The sequence below is a fragment of the Pseudonocardia sp. DxW genome, from assembly GCF_058448985.1.
The window spans coordinates 477,313-491,687 of sequence record NZ_JBZFLK010000001.1; the positions used below are offsets into that span (position 1 = coordinate 477,313).

At 74.7% G+C, this 14,375-nt stretch carries 17 protein-coding genes and 1 pseudogene; 11 read left to right on the forward strand and 7 right to left on the reverse strand.

Annotation, left to right across the window (positions count from 1 at the left end; genetic code table 11):
* Positions 1–3 precede the first annotated feature (3 nt).
* The 7 genes and pseudogenes from ACVJO7_RS02390 (at position 4) to ACVJO7_RS02420 (ending at position 4,465) form a co-directional block, all read left to right on the forward strand.
* Positions 4–1,677, forward strand: a complete 1,674-nt coding sequence (locus ACVJO7_RS02390) for an acyl-CoA dehydrogenase family protein (protein ID WP_491671494.1) — start codon at positions 4–6, stop codon at positions 1,675–1,677.
* An 82-nt stretch (positions 1,678–1,759) separates the two neighbouring features.
* Positions 1,760–2,371 carry a TroA family protein gene (locus ACVJO7_RS02395; protein ID WP_491671495.1) on the forward strand — a complete coding sequence of 204 codons (612 nt, stop codon included), beginning with the start codon at positions 1,760–1,762 and terminating at the stop codon, positions 2,369–2,371.
* Between the two features lie 194 nt (positions 2,372–2,565).
* Complete coding sequence (locus ACVJO7_RS02400) at positions 2,566–2,946, forward strand: siderophore-interacting protein (protein WP_491671572.1); 381 nt, start codon at positions 2,566–2,568, stop codon at positions 2,944–2,946.
* 212 nt (positions 2,947–3,158) lie between these two features.
* A pseudogene (locus ACVJO7_RS02405) lies at positions 3,159–3,672 on the forward strand (IS110 family transposase); the annotation flags it as partial.
* A gap of 85 nt (positions 3,673–3,757) precedes the next feature.
* Positions 3,758–4,099 carry a hypothetical protein gene (locus ACVJO7_RS02410; protein ID WP_491671578.1) on the forward strand — a complete coding sequence of 114 codons (342 nt, stop codon included), beginning with the start codon at positions 3,758–3,760 and terminating at the stop codon, positions 4,097–4,099.
* A 25-nt stretch (positions 4,100–4,124) separates the two neighbouring features.
* Positions 4,125–4,331: an SIP domain-containing protein gene (locus ACVJO7_RS02415; protein WP_491671496.1), complete on the forward strand. Its 207-nt coding sequence runs from the start codon at positions 4,125–4,127 to the stop codon at positions 4,329–4,331.
* A complete protein-coding gene (locus ACVJO7_RS02420) occupies positions 4,328–4,465 on the forward strand; it encodes an SIP domain-containing protein (protein WP_491671497.1) in 138 nt (45 codons plus the stop codon). Before ACVJO7_RS02415 ends, ACVJO7_RS02420 begins: the two co-directional genes overlap by 4 nt.
* Before the next feature lie 3 nt (positions 4,466–4,468).
* Here ACVJO7_RS02420 and ACVJO7_RS02425 read toward each other — a convergent pair whose 3' ends face one another.
* The 3 genes from ACVJO7_RS02425 to eno all read right to left on the reverse strand — a co-directional run bounded on the left by ACVJO7_RS02425 (position 4,469) and on the right by eno (position 7,022).
* A complete protein-coding gene (locus ACVJO7_RS02425) occupies positions 4,469–4,975 on the reverse strand; it encodes a DUF501 domain-containing protein (protein WP_491671573.1) in 507 nt (168 codons plus the stop codon).
* A gap of 52 nt (positions 4,976–5,027) precedes the next feature.
* Positions 5,028–5,606 (reverse strand): FtsB family cell division protein, encoded by a 579-nt coding sequence (locus ACVJO7_RS02430; RefSeq protein WP_491671498.1) that lies wholly within the window; start codon positions 5,604–5,606, stop codon positions 5,028–5,030.
* 120 nt (positions 5,607–5,726) lie between these two features.
* Positions 5,727–7,022: a phosphopyruvate hydratase gene (gene eno, locus ACVJO7_RS02435; RefSeq protein ID WP_491671499.1), complete on the reverse strand. Its 1,296-nt coding sequence runs from the start codon at positions 7,020–7,022 to the stop codon at positions 5,727–5,729.
* A gap of 140 nt (positions 7,023–7,162) precedes the next feature.
* Between eno and ACVJO7_RS02440 the strand changes: the two genes are divergently transcribed.
* The 4 genes from ACVJO7_RS02440 to efeB all read left to right on the forward strand — a co-directional run bounded on the left by ACVJO7_RS02440 (position 7,163) and on the right by efeB (position 10,969).
* Positions 7,163–7,564 carry a tetratricopeptide repeat protein gene (locus ACVJO7_RS02440; protein ID WP_344026662.1) on the forward strand — a complete coding sequence of 134 codons (402 nt, stop codon included), beginning with the start codon at positions 7,163–7,165 and terminating at the stop codon, positions 7,562–7,564.
* A 203-nt stretch (positions 7,565–7,767) separates the two neighbouring features.
* Complete coding sequence (gene efeU / locus ACVJO7_RS02445; RefSeq protein ID WP_491671500.1) at positions 7,768–8,586, forward strand: iron uptake transporter permease EfeU; 819 nt, start codon at positions 7,768–7,770, stop codon at positions 8,584–8,586.
* Positions 8,587–8,600: 14 nt separating this feature from the next.
* Positions 8,601–9,740 carry an iron uptake system protein EfeO gene (efeO, locus tag ACVJO7_RS02450; RefSeq protein WP_491671501.1) on the forward strand — a complete coding sequence of 380 codons (1,140 nt, stop codon included), beginning with the start codon at positions 8,601–8,603 and terminating at the stop codon, positions 9,738–9,740.
* Positions 9,740–10,969: an iron uptake transporter deferrochelatase/peroxidase subunit gene (efeB, locus tag ACVJO7_RS02455; protein WP_491671574.1), complete on the forward strand. Its 1,230-nt coding sequence runs from the start codon at positions 9,740–9,742 to the stop codon at positions 10,967–10,969. Before efeO ends, efeB begins: the two co-directional genes overlap by 1 nt.
* Positions 10,970–10,988: 19 nt before the next feature.
* Here the strand turns inward: efeB and ACVJO7_RS02460 are convergent, their stop codons facing one another.
* Genes ACVJO7_RS02460 through ACVJO7_RS02475 form a run of 4 tightly spaced genes read right to left on the reverse strand, consistent with a single transcriptional unit; the run spans position 10,989 to position 14,335 of the window.
* Positions 10,989–11,729 carry a lytic transglycosylase domain-containing protein gene (locus ACVJO7_RS02460; protein ID WP_491671502.1) on the reverse strand — a complete coding sequence of 247 codons (741 nt, stop codon included), beginning with the start codon at positions 11,727–11,729 and terminating at the stop codon, positions 10,989–10,991.
* A 45-nt stretch (positions 11,730–11,774) separates the two neighbouring features.
* On the reverse strand, positions 11,775–12,710 hold the full coding sequence (locus ACVJO7_RS02465; protein ID WP_491671503.1) for a nucleoside triphosphate pyrophosphohydrolase: 936 nt from the start codon (positions 12,708–12,710) through the stop codon (positions 11,775–11,777).
* Positions 12,707–13,630, reverse strand: a complete 924-nt coding sequence (locus ACVJO7_RS02470; protein ID WP_344026674.1) for a SurA N-terminal domain-containing protein — start codon at positions 13,628–13,630, stop codon at positions 12,707–12,709. The genes ACVJO7_RS02465 and ACVJO7_RS02470 overlap by 4 nt, the downstream gene beginning before the upstream one ends.
* 54 nt (positions 13,631–13,684) lie before the next feature.
* Positions 13,685–14,335, reverse strand: coding sequence for a response regulator (locus tag ACVJO7_RS02475; protein WP_491671504.1), 651 nt, complete (start codon positions 14,333–14,335; stop codon positions 13,685–13,687).
* Positions 14,336–14,375: the final 40 nt, after the last annotated feature.

Consider the following 14,375-nt stretch of genomic DNA (forward strand, 5'->3'; position numbering starts at 1 on the left):
GTAGTGACAACGACGCACGCCAGGCCGGAGACGCCCGCCCCCGTGTCCGATCTCGGCACCCACGAGGTCACGAACCAGGTCCCGCCGCGACCGGACGGCGACCTGCTCGACACCGACCCGGCGCTGACCGAGGCGCTGGACCGGGAGGGCGGCGACCGGGCCGCGCTGGAGCGGCTGGCCGCCGTGGTCGGCACCGCGGCGCACCGCGAGCACGCCCGCGCCGCGAACACCCACGAGCCGGAGCTGCGCACCCACGACCGCACCGGGCACCGGATCGACGAGGTCGGCTTCCACCCGTCGTGGCACGAGCTGATGCGGGTGAGCGTCGAGCACGGCCTCGGCGCGGCCCCGTGGGCGGCCGCACCCGGTACCGGCGCGCACCTGACCCGCGCCGCCGGGTTCTATCTGACCTCACAGGTCGAGCAGGGCCACCTGTGCCCGATCTCGATGACCTACGCCGCGGTCCCCGCGATGCGGCACGCCCCGGAGCTGGCCGCCGCCTACGAGCCCGGGCTGACCGCCCGCAGCTACGCCCCCGGGCTCGCCGCCCCGGCCGGCAAGCCGGGCCTGCTCGCCGGGATGTCGATGACCGAGAAGCAGGGCGGCTCCGACGTCCGGTCCGGCACCACGGTGGCCGCACCGCAACCGGACGGCAGCTACCGGCTGACCGGGCACAAGTGGTTCACCTCGGCCCCGATGAACGACCTGTTCCTCACCCTCGCCCAGGCACCCGGCGGGCTGACCTGCCTGGTCCTGCCGCGGGTCCTGCCGGACGGCACGCGCAACGCGATCCGGCTGCAGCGGCTCAAGGACAAGCTGGGCAACCGGTCGAACGCGTCGTCGGAGATCGAGTACACCGGCGCGGTCGGCTGGCGGATCGGCGACGAGGGCCGTGGCGTCCGGACGATCATCGAGATGGTCTCGATGACCCGGCTGGACTGCGTGCTCGGCGCCGCCGGGACGCAGCGGGCCGCCGTCGTCGAGGCCGCGCACCACGCCGCGCACCGGTCGGCGTTCGGCGCGCGGCTGATCGAGGCGCCGCTGATGCGCGAGGTGCTCGCCGAGCTGGCCGCGGAGACCGAGGCCGCGACCGTGCTGGCGATGCGGCTGGCCGGCGCGGTGGACCGCGGCGAGACGGCGCTGCTGCGGCTCGCGCTGCCGGTGTCGAAGTACCTGGTGTGCAAGCGGACCTCCGCGGTGGTGGCGGAGGCGCTGGAATGCCTGGGCGGCAACGGCTACGTCGAGGAGTCCGATCTGCCCCGGCTGTACCGGGAGGCGCCGCTCAACTCGATCTGGGAGGGCGCGGGCAACGTCACCGCGCTCGACGCGCTGCGCGCGATCACCCGGGAGCCGGACGCGGTCGACGCACTGCTCACCGAGATCGACCTGGCCGCCGGGCGGGACCCGCGGCTGGACGCGACGACCGCCGCGCTGCGCACCGAGCTGGCCGCACCGCAGGAACGCCGGGCCCGCCGGCTCGCCGAGCTGGCCGCGCTCGCACTGCAGGGCTCGCTGCTCGTCCGGCACGCCCCGGCCGCGGTCGCGGAGACCTTCCTGACGACCCGGCTGGACGCCGGAGGCCCGCTGCGCACGGCCGGGACCCGGCCCGGCGGGGGCACCGGGAGCACGGTGGACGCCGTGCTGGAGCGGGCGACCACGGCGGCCGGGGGCTTCTGAGAGGAGCCGATCACATCACGTCCGGCCGGGCGAGATGGCTGTAAACGTCGGTTTGCCTTCCCTCACAAACCGGAGTCGCCCCGTGCCCGTGCTCTGCCCGCCCGCTCCCCGCTCCGTCCTGCAGATCGCGGACGCTCCCCCGATCGCCCTGCACCGCACCGGATGGCCGGCCGTCGTGAACGAGCTCGACCGGCGCGGGTTCCTCCTCGGCGGTGCCGTCGCCGCGGCCGCCGCACTGACCGGCTGCGCCACCACGAGCGGTCCGGCCGGTCGGCCGCAGTGGGTCGAGGACGTCACGGGGCAGGCGGCCGGCCTGCAGCGGGAGGACCGCGGGCAGAGCGAGATCGAGCGCTACGAGGCGCTCGTCGCCGAGGCCCGCGAGGCGCTCGGCGACATCCCCGACCGGCTCACCCTGACCATGGGCACCGCCCTGGACACCGGTGGCATGTACGCGTGGGCGAACCTGCTCGCGAACCGGGTCGCAGCCGACCTCGGCTTCACCCAGCCGCACTACGACCCGTCCGCCGCCGAGCCGTACTTCGAGGTCGGCGGCGAGGAGCTCGGCACCGCCGCGAACGCCGACGTCCTGTTCGTCCAGAGCCTGGACGACCGCCCCGCGCTGCAGGAGTCCCGCTGTTCCGGGCCCGGCCCGCCGCGGTCGCGAACCGGATGTTCGATCTCGACGCCACCCTGAACAACGGGCTCGGCCGCGCCGCCTGCGGGGTCGTCCGCCGGATCCGTAGCGCGCTCACCGGCGACGCGGCGGCCACCGGTGGCTGAGCCGGACGCGCCGCGCCGGGCGACCCGCAACCTGCGCATCGAGCACCGGCTCTACCGGGCCACCGTGTCCGGCGCCGCGCAGGTGTCGCCACACCTGCGCGGATCACGCTGGTGGCGCCGGAGTTCGCCGATCTCGATCCGCTCGGTCCCGACGAGTTCTTCGGCCTGCTGCTGCCCGCCGCGGGCCGGCCGCTCACGCTGCCCGATTCGGGCGACGACATCCGGTCGGCGCTGGCCGGGCTGCCCGAGTCGGACCGTCCGACGGCGAGCTCGTCGAGGTGCTGCCGGAGCGGTCCGGCGCTGCGCTGGTACACGCTGCGCCACCACCGCCCGGCCGGGTCGGCCGTCAACATCGACTTCGTCGTGCACGGCGACGAGGGCGCCGGCAGCCGCTGGGCGCTCGGCGCCCGCGCCGGCGACGTCATCGGCGTCCGGGAGTCCGGCGCGCCGTACCTGTTGCCCCATTACCTTCTTGATCAAGCCCAGTGAGGGCTTGCAGGCCACCGGCCACGGCATGACTCGTTGCCCCTGTCGTTGATGATCTGGGGGGTGTTGTCACCGTGGTCGGAGGGCGCCAACGACCGCTGATAGAGACCTGACCCGCTTGCGTGGTCTGCTCGTAACGTGGCTGCCGGCGCGGGTGTCCGGGCTGGTCTGCCACGACGACGGAAGGGCGCCGGTTGTCCGAGGAGATCGAAGCGGTGCCGTTCGCAGTGTTCTGCGGGCTGGACGTGGGCAAGTCCGAACACCACGCCTGCGCGCTCGACTCTGCCGGCAAGCGGGTGCACGACAAGGCCCTGCCCCACGACGAGACCGCGCTGCGCACCGTGTTCACCGCGCTCGCCGAGCACGGTCGGGTGCTGGTGGTGGTCGATCAACCGGCCTCGATCGGCGCGCTGGCCGTCGCGGTCGCCCGCAGCCTGGGTATCCACGTGGCCCACCTGCCTGGGCTGGCGATGCGCCGGATCGCCGACCTGCACCCCGGACGAGGCAAGACCGACGCCCGCGATGCTCACGTCATCGCCGAGGCCGCGCGCAGCATGCCGCACACGCTGCGCCGGGTCGGCAGCGACGACGAGACCCTCGCCGAACTGTCGGTGCTGGCCGGCTACGACGACGACCTCGCCGGGCAACCCACGAGGCTGACCAATCGGCTGCGTGACGCCCTGCTGCACATTCATCCGGCTCTGGAACGCCTGCTCGGGCCCCGTCTGGATCGCGGCGGGTCCAGGACCTGCTCGCCGCCGCACCCACCCCCGCGGCGCTGCGCCAGCTCGGCGAGAACGGCATCGCCGAGCTCATGCGACCGCGCCCGCCGCGCCTGGCGCAGACCCTGCCCGCCCAGATCCTGACCGGCCTCGACGCCCAGACGCTCGTGGTCGCCGGCACGGCCGCCTTCGCCCGCGTCATCAGCGGAGTCGCCGCGCAGCTGCGTGACGTCCACGTCGAACGAGGCAATCTGGCGGATGAGCTCGAGGCCCGCCTGGAGGCTCACCCTCTTGGGCCGGTCCTGACCTCGATGCCCGGACTCGGGGTCAGGACCGCCATCAAGATCCTCACCATCGTCGGCGACGGATCCGCGTTCCCCACCGACGGCCACCGAACCCGATCCGGCCCTCGCCGCGGCTTGACAACCACATAGAGACACCCCCGACGCCCGCGGCCAGGTGCTGATCGGCGACGAGACGGCGCTGCCCGCGCGCGCCCGCATCCTGGAGTCCACACCCGCTGTCGACACCGTCGCGCTCGTCGAGGTCCCCGATCTCGACGATGCCGTCGATCTCGCCGCCGGCCCGATCCGGGTCGCCCGGGGCGGGCAGGTCCGGGGGCGGCGCTGCTCCCTGTGCTGGAGGACGCGACGCTGCCGGACATGATCGACTACGCCTGGGTCTGCGGCGAGGCCGATTTCCTGCGGCGGGCGCGGCGCCATCTCGTCGAGGAGCGCGGCGTGCCGAAGCAGCGGATCATGTTCTCCGGGTACTGGCGGCTGGGCGAGGCCCGGGGCTGACCGTTAGGCGCAGTCGCCGTGCCGCCACCACGCGCCGAGCTCGTCGAGCGCCTCGTCGCCGAACGGGTTCACCCCGGATCCGGCGGCGAGCGCGTGCGCGACGTGCACGTGCAGGCACTTCACCCGGTCCGGCATGCCGCCCGCAGTGACGTCCGGGTGGGTGGCCAGCGGCTCGATCGCGTCCCGCTCCGCCAGGTAGCGCTCGTGCGCGGCCCGGTAGCGCCCGGCGAGCTCCGGATCGGTGGCGAGCCGGGCCTCCATCTCGCGCATCCGGCCGTCGGCCTCCAGGGTCCCGATCCGGGACGCCAGGCGCGGGCAGGTCAGGTAGTACAGCGTCGGGAACGGGGTCCCGTCCGGCAGCCGGGGCGCGGTCTGCACAACCGCCGGATGCCCGGACGGGCAGCGGTAGGCGACCGCCAGGATCCCGCGCGGGGCCCGGCCGAGCTGCCGGGCGACGGCGTCGAGATCCGCCTGCGACGGCGGGCCGGTCTCGAGTCCGGGTGCGCGGATGACGGGATCGGGCTCGGGATCGGGCTCGGGATCGGACTGCGGGCTCACCCCGTCATCGTCGCGGTTCGCCGGTGACGTCGTTCCACAGGGTGGTGAACCAGGGGACGCCGGGCTCGGCCTGCCCGTCGTCGACGACCGGTTCCGGCGGCGCCGGGAACTGCACGACGTAGGGCGTCTCCCCCGGCTGCACCATCCCGAGCCGGGTCCTGGCCCGGGCCTGCACCTCCGCCGGGTCGGACAGCCGGGCCCGGTCCGCGGACAGCCGGTCGACCTCGGCCTCCAGCGCCTGCTGCCGGTCGGAGACGGCGGCCAGCTCCTGCCGCTGGGCGACGTAGTTGTGCAGCGGGACCGCGACGGTCAGCGCCAGCGCGCACACCACGATCGCCAGGATCGCGGCCCGCTTGGTCGACGACAGCCCGAGCAGGCCGGTGGTCCGCGCGACGACCTCGCCCGCCTTCGACCGGGCCCGGGTCAGCCGCGGGCGGGCCGGCGACGGCCCGGCCGGCCGGGAGCGTGCGGTGCCGTTACGGGTGCCCGACGGCGCGGTCCGCGGCTTGGCCGGGGCGCGACCCCGGCCGGTGCCGGAGGTACGCGCCCTGGCGTCGCGGCCACGGCTGCGCGTGTCCCCCACGGCGTCCTCCTCCCCCGGACCGGTACCGCTGCGTGTCCGTCACCCCCACAATGCCGCCCGATCGTGCGTCGGTCCGGGTGCCGCGCCGAGGGAACCCGGCCCGGCACCCGGATCGGCCGCTCAGCCCTGGCCGGGCACCTGGTAGCGGGGGAACGCGAGCTCGCCGTTGTAGCGGGCGGCGTCGCCGAGCAGCTCCTCGATGCGCAGCAGCTGGTTGTACTTCGCGACCCGCTCGGACCGGGCCGGGGCGCCGGTCTTGATCTGGCCGCAGCCGGTGGCGACGGCCAGGTCGGCGATCGTCACGTCCTCGGTCTCGCCGGAGCGGTGGCTCATCATGCAGCGGTAGCCCGCGTTGTGCGCCATCGTCACCGCGTCGAGGGTCTCGGACAGCGTGCCGATCTGGTTCACCTTCACCAGCAGCGCGTTCGCGGCGCCGCGGGCGATGCCGTCCTCCAGCCGCTCCGGGTTGGTGACGAACAGGTCGTCGCCGACCAGCTGCACCTTGTCCCCGATCGCCTCGGTCAGCGCGACCCAGCCGTCCCAGTCGTTCTCGTCGAGCGGGTCCTCGATGGAGACCAGCGGGTAGGCGTCGACCAGCTCGGCCCACACCTCGGCGAGCTTGTCCGACGACACCTTCTTGCCCTCGAAGGAGTACTTGCCGCCGTCGTGGAACTCGGTGGCGGCGACGTCGAGCGCCAGCACGACGTCGGTCCCCAGGGTGTAGCCGGCCCGCTGCACGGCCGCCGCGATCAGGTCGAGCGCGCCGCGGGTGCCGCCCTTGACGTCGGGGGCGAAGCCGCCCTCGTCGCCCAGCCCGGTCGACAGGCCCTTGTCCTTCAGCTCCGACTTGAGCGCGTGGTAGACCTCGGTGCCCCAGCGCAGCGACTCCCGGAAGGTCTCCGCGCCGATCGGGGCAACCATGAACTCCTGCACGTCGACGGAGGTGTCGGCGTGCGCTCCCCCGTTGAGGATGTTCATCATCGGCACCGGCAGCACGTGCGCGTTGGAGCCGCCGACGTAGCGGAACAGCTCCAGGCCGGACGACTCGGCGCCGGCCTTCGCGACCGCGAGCGAGACGCCCAGCAGCGCGTTCGCCCCGAACTTCGACTTGTCCGGGGTGCCGTCGAGATCGACCAGCCGCTGGTCGACGAGCCGCTGGTCGACCGCCTCGACCCCGACCAGCTCCGGCCCGATCTCGTCGAGGACGGCCGCGACGGCCTTCTCGACGCCCTTGCCGCCGTAGCGCTTCGGGTCCCCGTCGCGCAGCTCGACGGCCTCGTGCTCGCCGGTCGAGGCGCCGGACGGAACCGCGGCACGGGCCAGCGTGCCGTCGTCCAGCGCGACCTCGACCTCCACCGTCGGGTTGCCCCGTGAATCGAGGATCTCGCGTGCCCCGACCTGCTCGATGACCGCCACCGTCACTCCTTCTCGCATCGCCGGTCGTGTCCGGCGCCAGCGTAGTCACAGCGGCGTGACGCGTGAGGGACGCTTCCGTCACGGTCCCCGGTGTCAACCCCTCGCGTCGAACGTGGATCACACCTAACGTGGGGGTGACCATGAGCAGTCCACGCCCGAACTCCACGGACCCGGTCGCCGCGTTCCGCCGGGCGGACGAGCTGCTCTCCCGGCGCCGGCCGCTGGAGGCGCTGGACGCGCTGCGCACGGTGCTCGGCCCGGGCGGCTCGCCGGACGCCTCGGTGCACCTGCTCGCCGGTCGTGCGTACCTGGACTCGGCGCAGCTGCGGAAGGCCGAGGAGGCGTTCCGGCGGGTGATCGAGATCGATCCGGCCGACCACTACGCGCGCTTCGCGCTCGGCAAGACGCTGCAGCGGCAGGGCCGGCTCGGCGAGGCGGAGACGTCGCTGAAAATGGCGTCGGCGATGGACCCGCGGCCGGAGTACCAGGAGGCGCTGGGCGAGGTCCGGGCCCGGATCGCGGTCGGCTCCGATCGGCACTGAGCCGGCTCCGATCGGCACTGATCACCCGGGCCCAAGGTCCTGACCTGGGCCGAAGCGGACTCCGCGGACTCCGCGGCCTCCGGGGATCTTCCGGGAGGAAGGACTCGCGACCCTTTTCCGGAGCGAAACGGTGAGGCTAGCCTCCGCACTGGGCAGCGCATCCTGACCTCGCGACTGCCGTCACCACCGGGGGTCGGAGGCTCATGCTCGGGAACGCCCTGATCGGGCTGCGCGAAGGTCTCGAGGCGTCGCTCGTGGTGGCGATCCTGGTGGCCTTCCTGGTGCGCACCGGCCGCCGCGCCGAGCTGCCGCGGGTGTGGCTCGGGGTCGGCCTCGCGGTCGCCGTCAGCGTCGGGGTGACGCTCGGGCTGACCCTGACCCAGCAGGCACTGACCTTCGAGGCCCAGGAGGCGCTCGGCGGTTCGCTGTCGATCATCGCGGTCGGCTTCGTCACCTGGATGATCTTCTGGATGCGCGCGCACGGCCGCACGCTGTCGGCCGAGCTGGAGGGGCGGCTGGACGCCGCGATCGGGATGGGTCCGTGGGCCGTCGTGCTGATGGCCGCGCTGGCCGTGGGCCGGGAGGGCCTGGAGACGGCGGTGTTCTTCTTCGCCGCGGCGCAGGCCGCCGGCGAGACGACCGGGCCGCTGATCGGCTTCCTGTCCGGGATCGCGGTCGCGGTGCTGCTGGCCCACCTGCTCTACCGCGGCGCGCTGCGGATCGACCTCGGCCGGTTCTTCACCGTGACCGGTTTCCTGTTGGTCTTCGTCGCCGCCGGGATCCTCGCCTACGGCGTGCACGACCTGCAGGAGGCCGGGATCCTGCCCGGCCTGAACACGCTCGCCTTCGACGTCAGCGCCGCCGTCCCCGCCGACTCCTGGTACGGCACGCTGCTCAAGGGGATCTTCAACTTCTCGCCGCGAACGACCGTGCTGGAGGCCGTCGTCTGGTCGGGCTACGTCGTGGTCGTGCTGGCGCTGTTCCTGCGCCCGGCCCGCCGCTCCACCCGCACCACCACCTGAAACCCGGGAGAACCATGTCCACCGCCCCACGCACGGCCGCCGGCCTCGCATCCCTCGCCGCTGCCGCCGTGCTGGCCGGCTGCACCTCGACCGCCCCGCCCGCGGACACCGCGGGCGGCCCGATCACGGTGAACGCCACCGACACCGCCTGCGAGGTCTCGGCCGGTTCGGCACCGGCCGGGAACATCACGTTCGCGATCACCAACACCGGGTCCAAGGTCACCGAGTTCTACCTCTACGGCGTCGGCGACCGGATCATGGGCGAGGTCGAGAACATCGGTCCCGGGCTGTCCCGGGACCTGATCGTCGAGGTCCCGGACGGCGGCACCTACACGACCGCCTGCAAGCCGGGGATGTCCGGCGACGGGATCCGCGCCCCGTTCACCGTCACCGGGAACGCGCAGCGCGCCACCGACACGAACGCCGAGCTGGCGGCGGCCACCGCCGGGTACACCCGCTACGTGTCGTCGCAGGTCGACGCGCTGGTCCCGAAGACCCAGGAGTGCGTCGACGCGGTGAAGGCCGGCGACGTCGAGCAGGCCAAGGCGCTGTTCCCGGTCGCCCGGACCTACTGGGAGCGGATCGAGCCGGTGGCCGAGTCGTTCGGCGACATCGACCCCAAGATCGACGGCCGGGAGGACGACGAGCGCGATCCCGGCGTCGGGTTCACCGGCTACCACCGGTTGGAGAAGGACCTCTGGGTGACCGGTCTGCAGCCGGACTCGGCCGCGATCGCCGACCAGCTGATGGCCGACATCAACGATCTCGCCGCCCGCACCAGGACCGTCGAGCTCACCCCGGTGCAGCTCGCCAACGGCGCGAAGGAGCTGCTCGACGAGGTCGCCACCGGCAAGATCACCGGTGAGGAGGACCGCTACTCGCACACCGACCTGTGGGACTTCCAGGCCAACGTGGAGGGCTCGCAGGCCGCGGTCGCCGCGCTCCGGCCGGTGATCGACCAGAAGGACCCGGCGCTGGGCCCGCAGCTGGACGAGCGGTTCCAGGCCGTCGACGAGCTGCTGCAGGGCTACCGGGACGGCGACGGCTACGTGCTCTACACCCAGCTCACGCCGGAGGACATCAAGAAGATGACCGCCGCGATCGACGCGCTGTCCGAGCCGGTCAGCAAGGTCGCGGGGACCGTCACCGCATGATGCCGCGGGTCTCCCGGCGGCGGCTGTTCGGGCTGGCCGGCGCCGGTGCGGCGCTGGCCGGTGCGGGCGTCGCCGCCGGGTACGGGCTGGACACGGCGACCGCACCCGGACGCGGCACCGTGGACTTCCGCGGCCCGCACCAGGCCGGGATCGTCACCCCCGCCCAGGACAGGCTGCACTTCGTGGCGCTCGACCTGACCAGCACCGACCGGGGCGCGGTCCGCGACCTGCTGCAGCGCTGGACGGTCGCCGCCGAGCGGATGACGGCCGGGCTGGAGACCGCCGACGGCGGCGCGATCCCGGCCAACGTCAACGTGGCCCCGGCCGACACCGGCGAGGCGCTCGGGCTGCCGGCGGCCTCGCTGACCCTGACCTTCGGGGTGGGCCCGTCGCTGTTCACCCGGCTCGGGCTCGACGACCGCCGGCCGGCCCCGCTGGCCGAGCTGCCGCACTTCCAGGGCGACCGGCTCGATCCCGCCCGGTCCGGCGGCGACCTGTGCCTGCAGGCGTGCGCCGACGACCCGCAGGTCGCCGTGCACGCGGTGCGGAACCTGGTGCGCGACGGCTTCGGGGTGACCGAGGTCCGCTGGTCGCAGCTCGGGTTCGGGCGGACCTCGTCGACCTCGACCGGCCAGGCCACCCCGCGCAACCTGTTCGGGTTCAAGGACGGCACGAACAACCTCAAGGCCGAGGAGCCAGAGCTGCTCGACGAGCACGTGTGGGTCGGCGACGAGGGGCCGAACTGGCTGCGCGGCGGCTCCTACCTGGTCGCCCGCCGGATCCGGATGCACGTCGAGACCTGGGACCGGACCTCGCTCGACGAGCAGCAGCTGATCGTCGGCCGGGACAAGGGCGAGGGCGCCCCGCTGACCGGGACCGCCGAGTTCGACGTCGCCGATCTCGCCGCGACCGGCCCGGCCGGGCCGGTGATCCCGGACGACGCGCACATCCGGCTGGCCTCGGCCGAGGCGAACGGCGGGGTGCGGATGCTGCGCCGCGGCTACAACTTCGTCGACGGCTCGGACGGCCGCGGGCATCTCGACGCGGGCCTGTTCTTCGTCGCGTTCGTCCGGGACCCGCAGCGCCAGTTCGTGCCGGTGCAGCGCGCACTCGCCCGGCACGACGTGATGTCGGAGTACCTGGAGCACACCGGTTCGGCGCTGTTCGCGGTGCCGCCCGGGCTCACCGGCCCGGACGACCACTGGGGCCGGGCCCTGCTCGACGGCTGACCGCCCGGCGGGCGACCGGTCAGCGGGCGTCGCCGGCCGGCGCGGTGCGGGCGGCGTACTCCGCGGCGGCCGACCACACGTCGCGGGCGTACTCGCCGGAGGCGTTGTAGGCGAGCACGCCGTCCCACCAGTCCCCGGCGTCGGTCACGTCCCGGTCGCCGCTGCACAGGTAGCCGGCCGCGGCGAGCGCGGCGTCGTCGATCTGGTGCGGATCGGCGACGCCGTCGCCGTTGCCGTCGGCGCCGTGCCGCTCCCAGGTCTCGGGCAGGAACTGCATCGGCCCGACCGCCCGGTCCAGGTCCGGGTCGCCGTCGAGCCGGCCGCCGTCGGTGTCGGGGACCAGCCTGGTGCCGTTCGTGCCGTCCAGCGGGATCCCGACGACGGGTGGCTGCACCCGGCCGTCGGGCAGCACCTGCGCGTCGCGCAGCGTGCCGTGCCGGGACTCGATCCGGCCGATCCCGGCGAGGGTGGCCCAGCCGACCCGGCACTCCGAGGTGCGTTCGCGCTGGCGCAGCTCGGCGTTCGCGTAGGCCTGCAGGGTGCGCTCGGGGATGTCGGCGCCCCGCGCGGTCGCCCCGGCCCAGGCGACCGGATCGGTGCCGTCCGGCAGGGTCGCCGCGGCCGGGGGCGGGCTGTCCCGGTCCACCGGCGTCCGGCCCGGTCCGCCCGGGCCCGGGCCGGTGACCAGCAGGCCGAGCGCGACCAGCAGGACCAGGGCCAGGATCCCGCCGACACCTGCCGCCAGAGATCGGATACGCACCCCGTCCACCGTACCGACCGGGAGCACCCGGCCGGGTGACCCGGCTCAGGGGGTCTGCCAGTACCGGTGCCACTCGTCGGCGGTCAGCGCGTGCGGGTCCCGGCCGTCGGCGGCCGCGGCCTTCTCGGCGGCGCGCACCCGGGCGTCGAACGCGCGGGCGACGCCGCGCAGCGCGTCCTCCGGATCACCCCCGCCGAGCTGGGTGGTCGCGGCCAGCCGGAACAGCTGCTCGCCCGGCCCGTCGCCGCCGGGCAGCAGGTCCGCGGGCAGCCCGGCCCGGGCGGTGCGGGAGGCCAGCTTCGCGGCCAGCGCGACCGCCGGCTGGGCGGTCGCGACGCCGTCCACGCTGGACTCGCGCTGCTTCTCGGCCCGCTTCAGCTCGTCCCAGCGGCGGTCCTGGTCCTGCGCGGTCGCCACCCGCTCCCCGGTGCCGAACACGTGCGGGTGCCGCCCGACGAGCTTGTCGACCAGGCCGGTCGCGACCGGGTCGATGCCGAACGGGTCGTCCGGGTGCTCGGCGGCGACCCTGGCGTGGAACAGCACCTGCAGCAGCACGTCGCCGAGCTCCTCGCGCAGCTCGGTCCGGTCGCCGTCCTCGATCGCCTGGTAGAGCTCGTAGCACTCCTCCACCAGGTGGCGCAGCAGCGAGACGTGGGTCTGCTCGGCGTCCCACGGGCAGCCACCCGGCGAGCGGAGCCGGTCCATCACCGCGATCGCGTCGAGCACGGCGTGACCGGTGGGCGGGGCGACGGTGCCGTACGGACGGTCCGGGCGGGCAGCCGGATGACCGGCCGGGACCAGCAGCACGGTGCCGTCGGGCAGCGACGCCGGATCGGTGCCGTCCCAGTCCTGCGCACCGGCGGCCGCACCGGCCTCCAGCCCCGGATCGGCGAGCACCGCGGTGGCCGCCCGCAGCGCGGGCGCCGCCGCCGCCGGCAGCGCGGCCCCGCGGCGCGGGCAGGCGACGACCGTCGCCGTCACGGCGTCAGCGCACCGGATCCGGTGGACACCGGCAGCAGCGTCGCCGCCTCGTCCGCGCCCGGCACGGCGAGCATCTGGATCGGGTCCCAGCTGCCGTAGCGCGGGTTCAGCTCGACCCCGGCGCGCAGCGCGGTCGGGGTGAGCAGCCGGATCCCGGCCTCGGACAGCGTCTCCGGGTCGAGCCGGTCCACCGCGCCGCCCTCCGGCGGGGCCTGCGCGTCGAGGGTGCGGTCGGTCACCCGGACCACCACCCAGCCCTGGCCGGTGCCCAGCTGGAACGCGGCGACCCAGCCAGCCGGGATGCCGATCAGCGGGGTCAGCGCGGCCTGCGGCGTCTCCGCGGGGCGGATCGCCAGGTCCCGCTGGGTGGTTCCGGCGCCGGCCAGCGCCCGCTCGGCGCGCTCGCCGCCCGCGGCGACCTCGCGCGCCAGGTCGAGTGCCTGCTCGCGGGACTCGGCGATGGCGACGTCCGCGGTGACCGAGAGCCGGTCGAGATCGCGGCCGGCCAGCGCGGCGAGGGTCAGCCGGTCCCGGACCGCGGCCTGCGCCCCGCCCACCGACAGCGAGCTCGCGGTGACCGCCTCCGGGCCGCCCGCCTCGGCGACCGCGGCGTCGACCTGCTGGTCGGTGACGGTGATCCCCTGCTCCTGCGCCGCCCGGCCGAGCAGGTCCCGGATGACGAGCTGGGACACCACGGCGCGGCCGATGTCGGCCTCCGAGCCGCCCTGCGCGGCCAGCCCCTCGACCAGCCCGGGCCGGACGAGCACGTCGGTGATCGACTGCTGGGTCTCGTCCAGCGGGATCGAGGTCTGCCCGACGATCGCGGCCGAGTCGGCCCGGTTCGGACCGGCACCGCAGCCCGCGACCAGCGCCGAGACGATCACCAGGGCCGCCGTGAACCTGCCCGTCCGTGTGCGCACCGGCCCAGCCTCTCACGCGGTGTGGCGGCGGTCTCCGGCGGCTGGCGGCGCCGGTCACAGCTCGCCGAGCTCCACCAGGCCGTCCTGCAGGGCCCTGGCCACCAGCGCGGCCTTCGACGGGGCGGGCCGGCCGGCGTCGGCGTACTTGGCCCGGACCCGCGCGATGTAGGTGTCGACGGTCTTCACCGACAGGTGCAGCCGGTGCGCGACGAGGGTCTTCGACTCGGACTCGAACCAGGCCAGGAGCACCTGCCGCTCCCGGACCGACAGCACCGGCCGCTCCGGGCGGCGGTCGTCGGCGAGCACACCCCCGAGCATCCGCCCGGTGTACGACGCGCCGCGGGCCGCGGCGTGCACCGCGGCGACCAGGTGCCCGGCACCCTCGGACTTGGCCAGGTAGCTCGACGCGCCGAGATCGACGCAGCCGAGCACGGTCTCCGGGGTCTCGTCCTGGGAGTAGACGACGACGTTGCGGCCGGCCTCGACCAGGCCGCGCAGCACCGCCAGGTCCGGCACCGGGCCGCCCAGGAACAGGTCCAGGACGACGACGTCGGCGGCGGCGCCGGGGCCGGTCGACGCGATCTCCGGCCCGGGCCCGGCCGCCAGCACGGTGATCGGCGGGTCGGCGGCGGCACACCAGCCGCTCACGCCCTCCACGATCGCCGGATGGTCGTCGACGATCACCGCGTTGACCGCTGCTGCCATCTGACCTCCAACCAGGTGCGTCCCTCGTGCTCCAGGAGCT

Coding starts and splice junctions, on each gene's coding strand:
- ACVJO7_RS02420 (WP_491671497.1), top strand. CDS start 4,328: ATGATCGACTACGCCTGGGTCTGCGGCGAGGCCGATTTCCTGCGGCGG.
- efeB (WP_491671574.1), top strand. CDS start 9,740: ATGCCGCGGGTCTCCCGGCGGCGGCTGTTCGGGCTGGCCGGCGCCGGT.
- ACVJO7_RS02440 (WP_344026662.1), top strand. CDS start 7,163: ATGAGCAGTCCACGCCCGAACTCCACGGACCCGGTCGCCGCGTTCCGC.
- ACVJO7_RS02410 (WP_491671578.1), top strand. CDS start 3,758: ATGCGACCGCGCCCGCCGCGCCTGGCGCAGACCCTGCCCGCCCAGATC.
- efeU (WP_491671500.1), top strand. CDS start 7,768: ATGCTCGGGAACGCCCTGATCGGGCTGCGCGAAGGTCTCGAGGCGTCG.
- ACVJO7_RS02475 (WP_491671504.1), bottom strand. CDS start 14,335: ATGGCAGCAGCGGTCAACGCGGTGATCGTCGACGACCATCCGGCGATC.
- efeO (WP_491671501.1), top strand. CDS start 8,601: ATGTCCACCGCCCCACGCACGGCCGCCGGCCTCGCATCCCTCGCCGCT.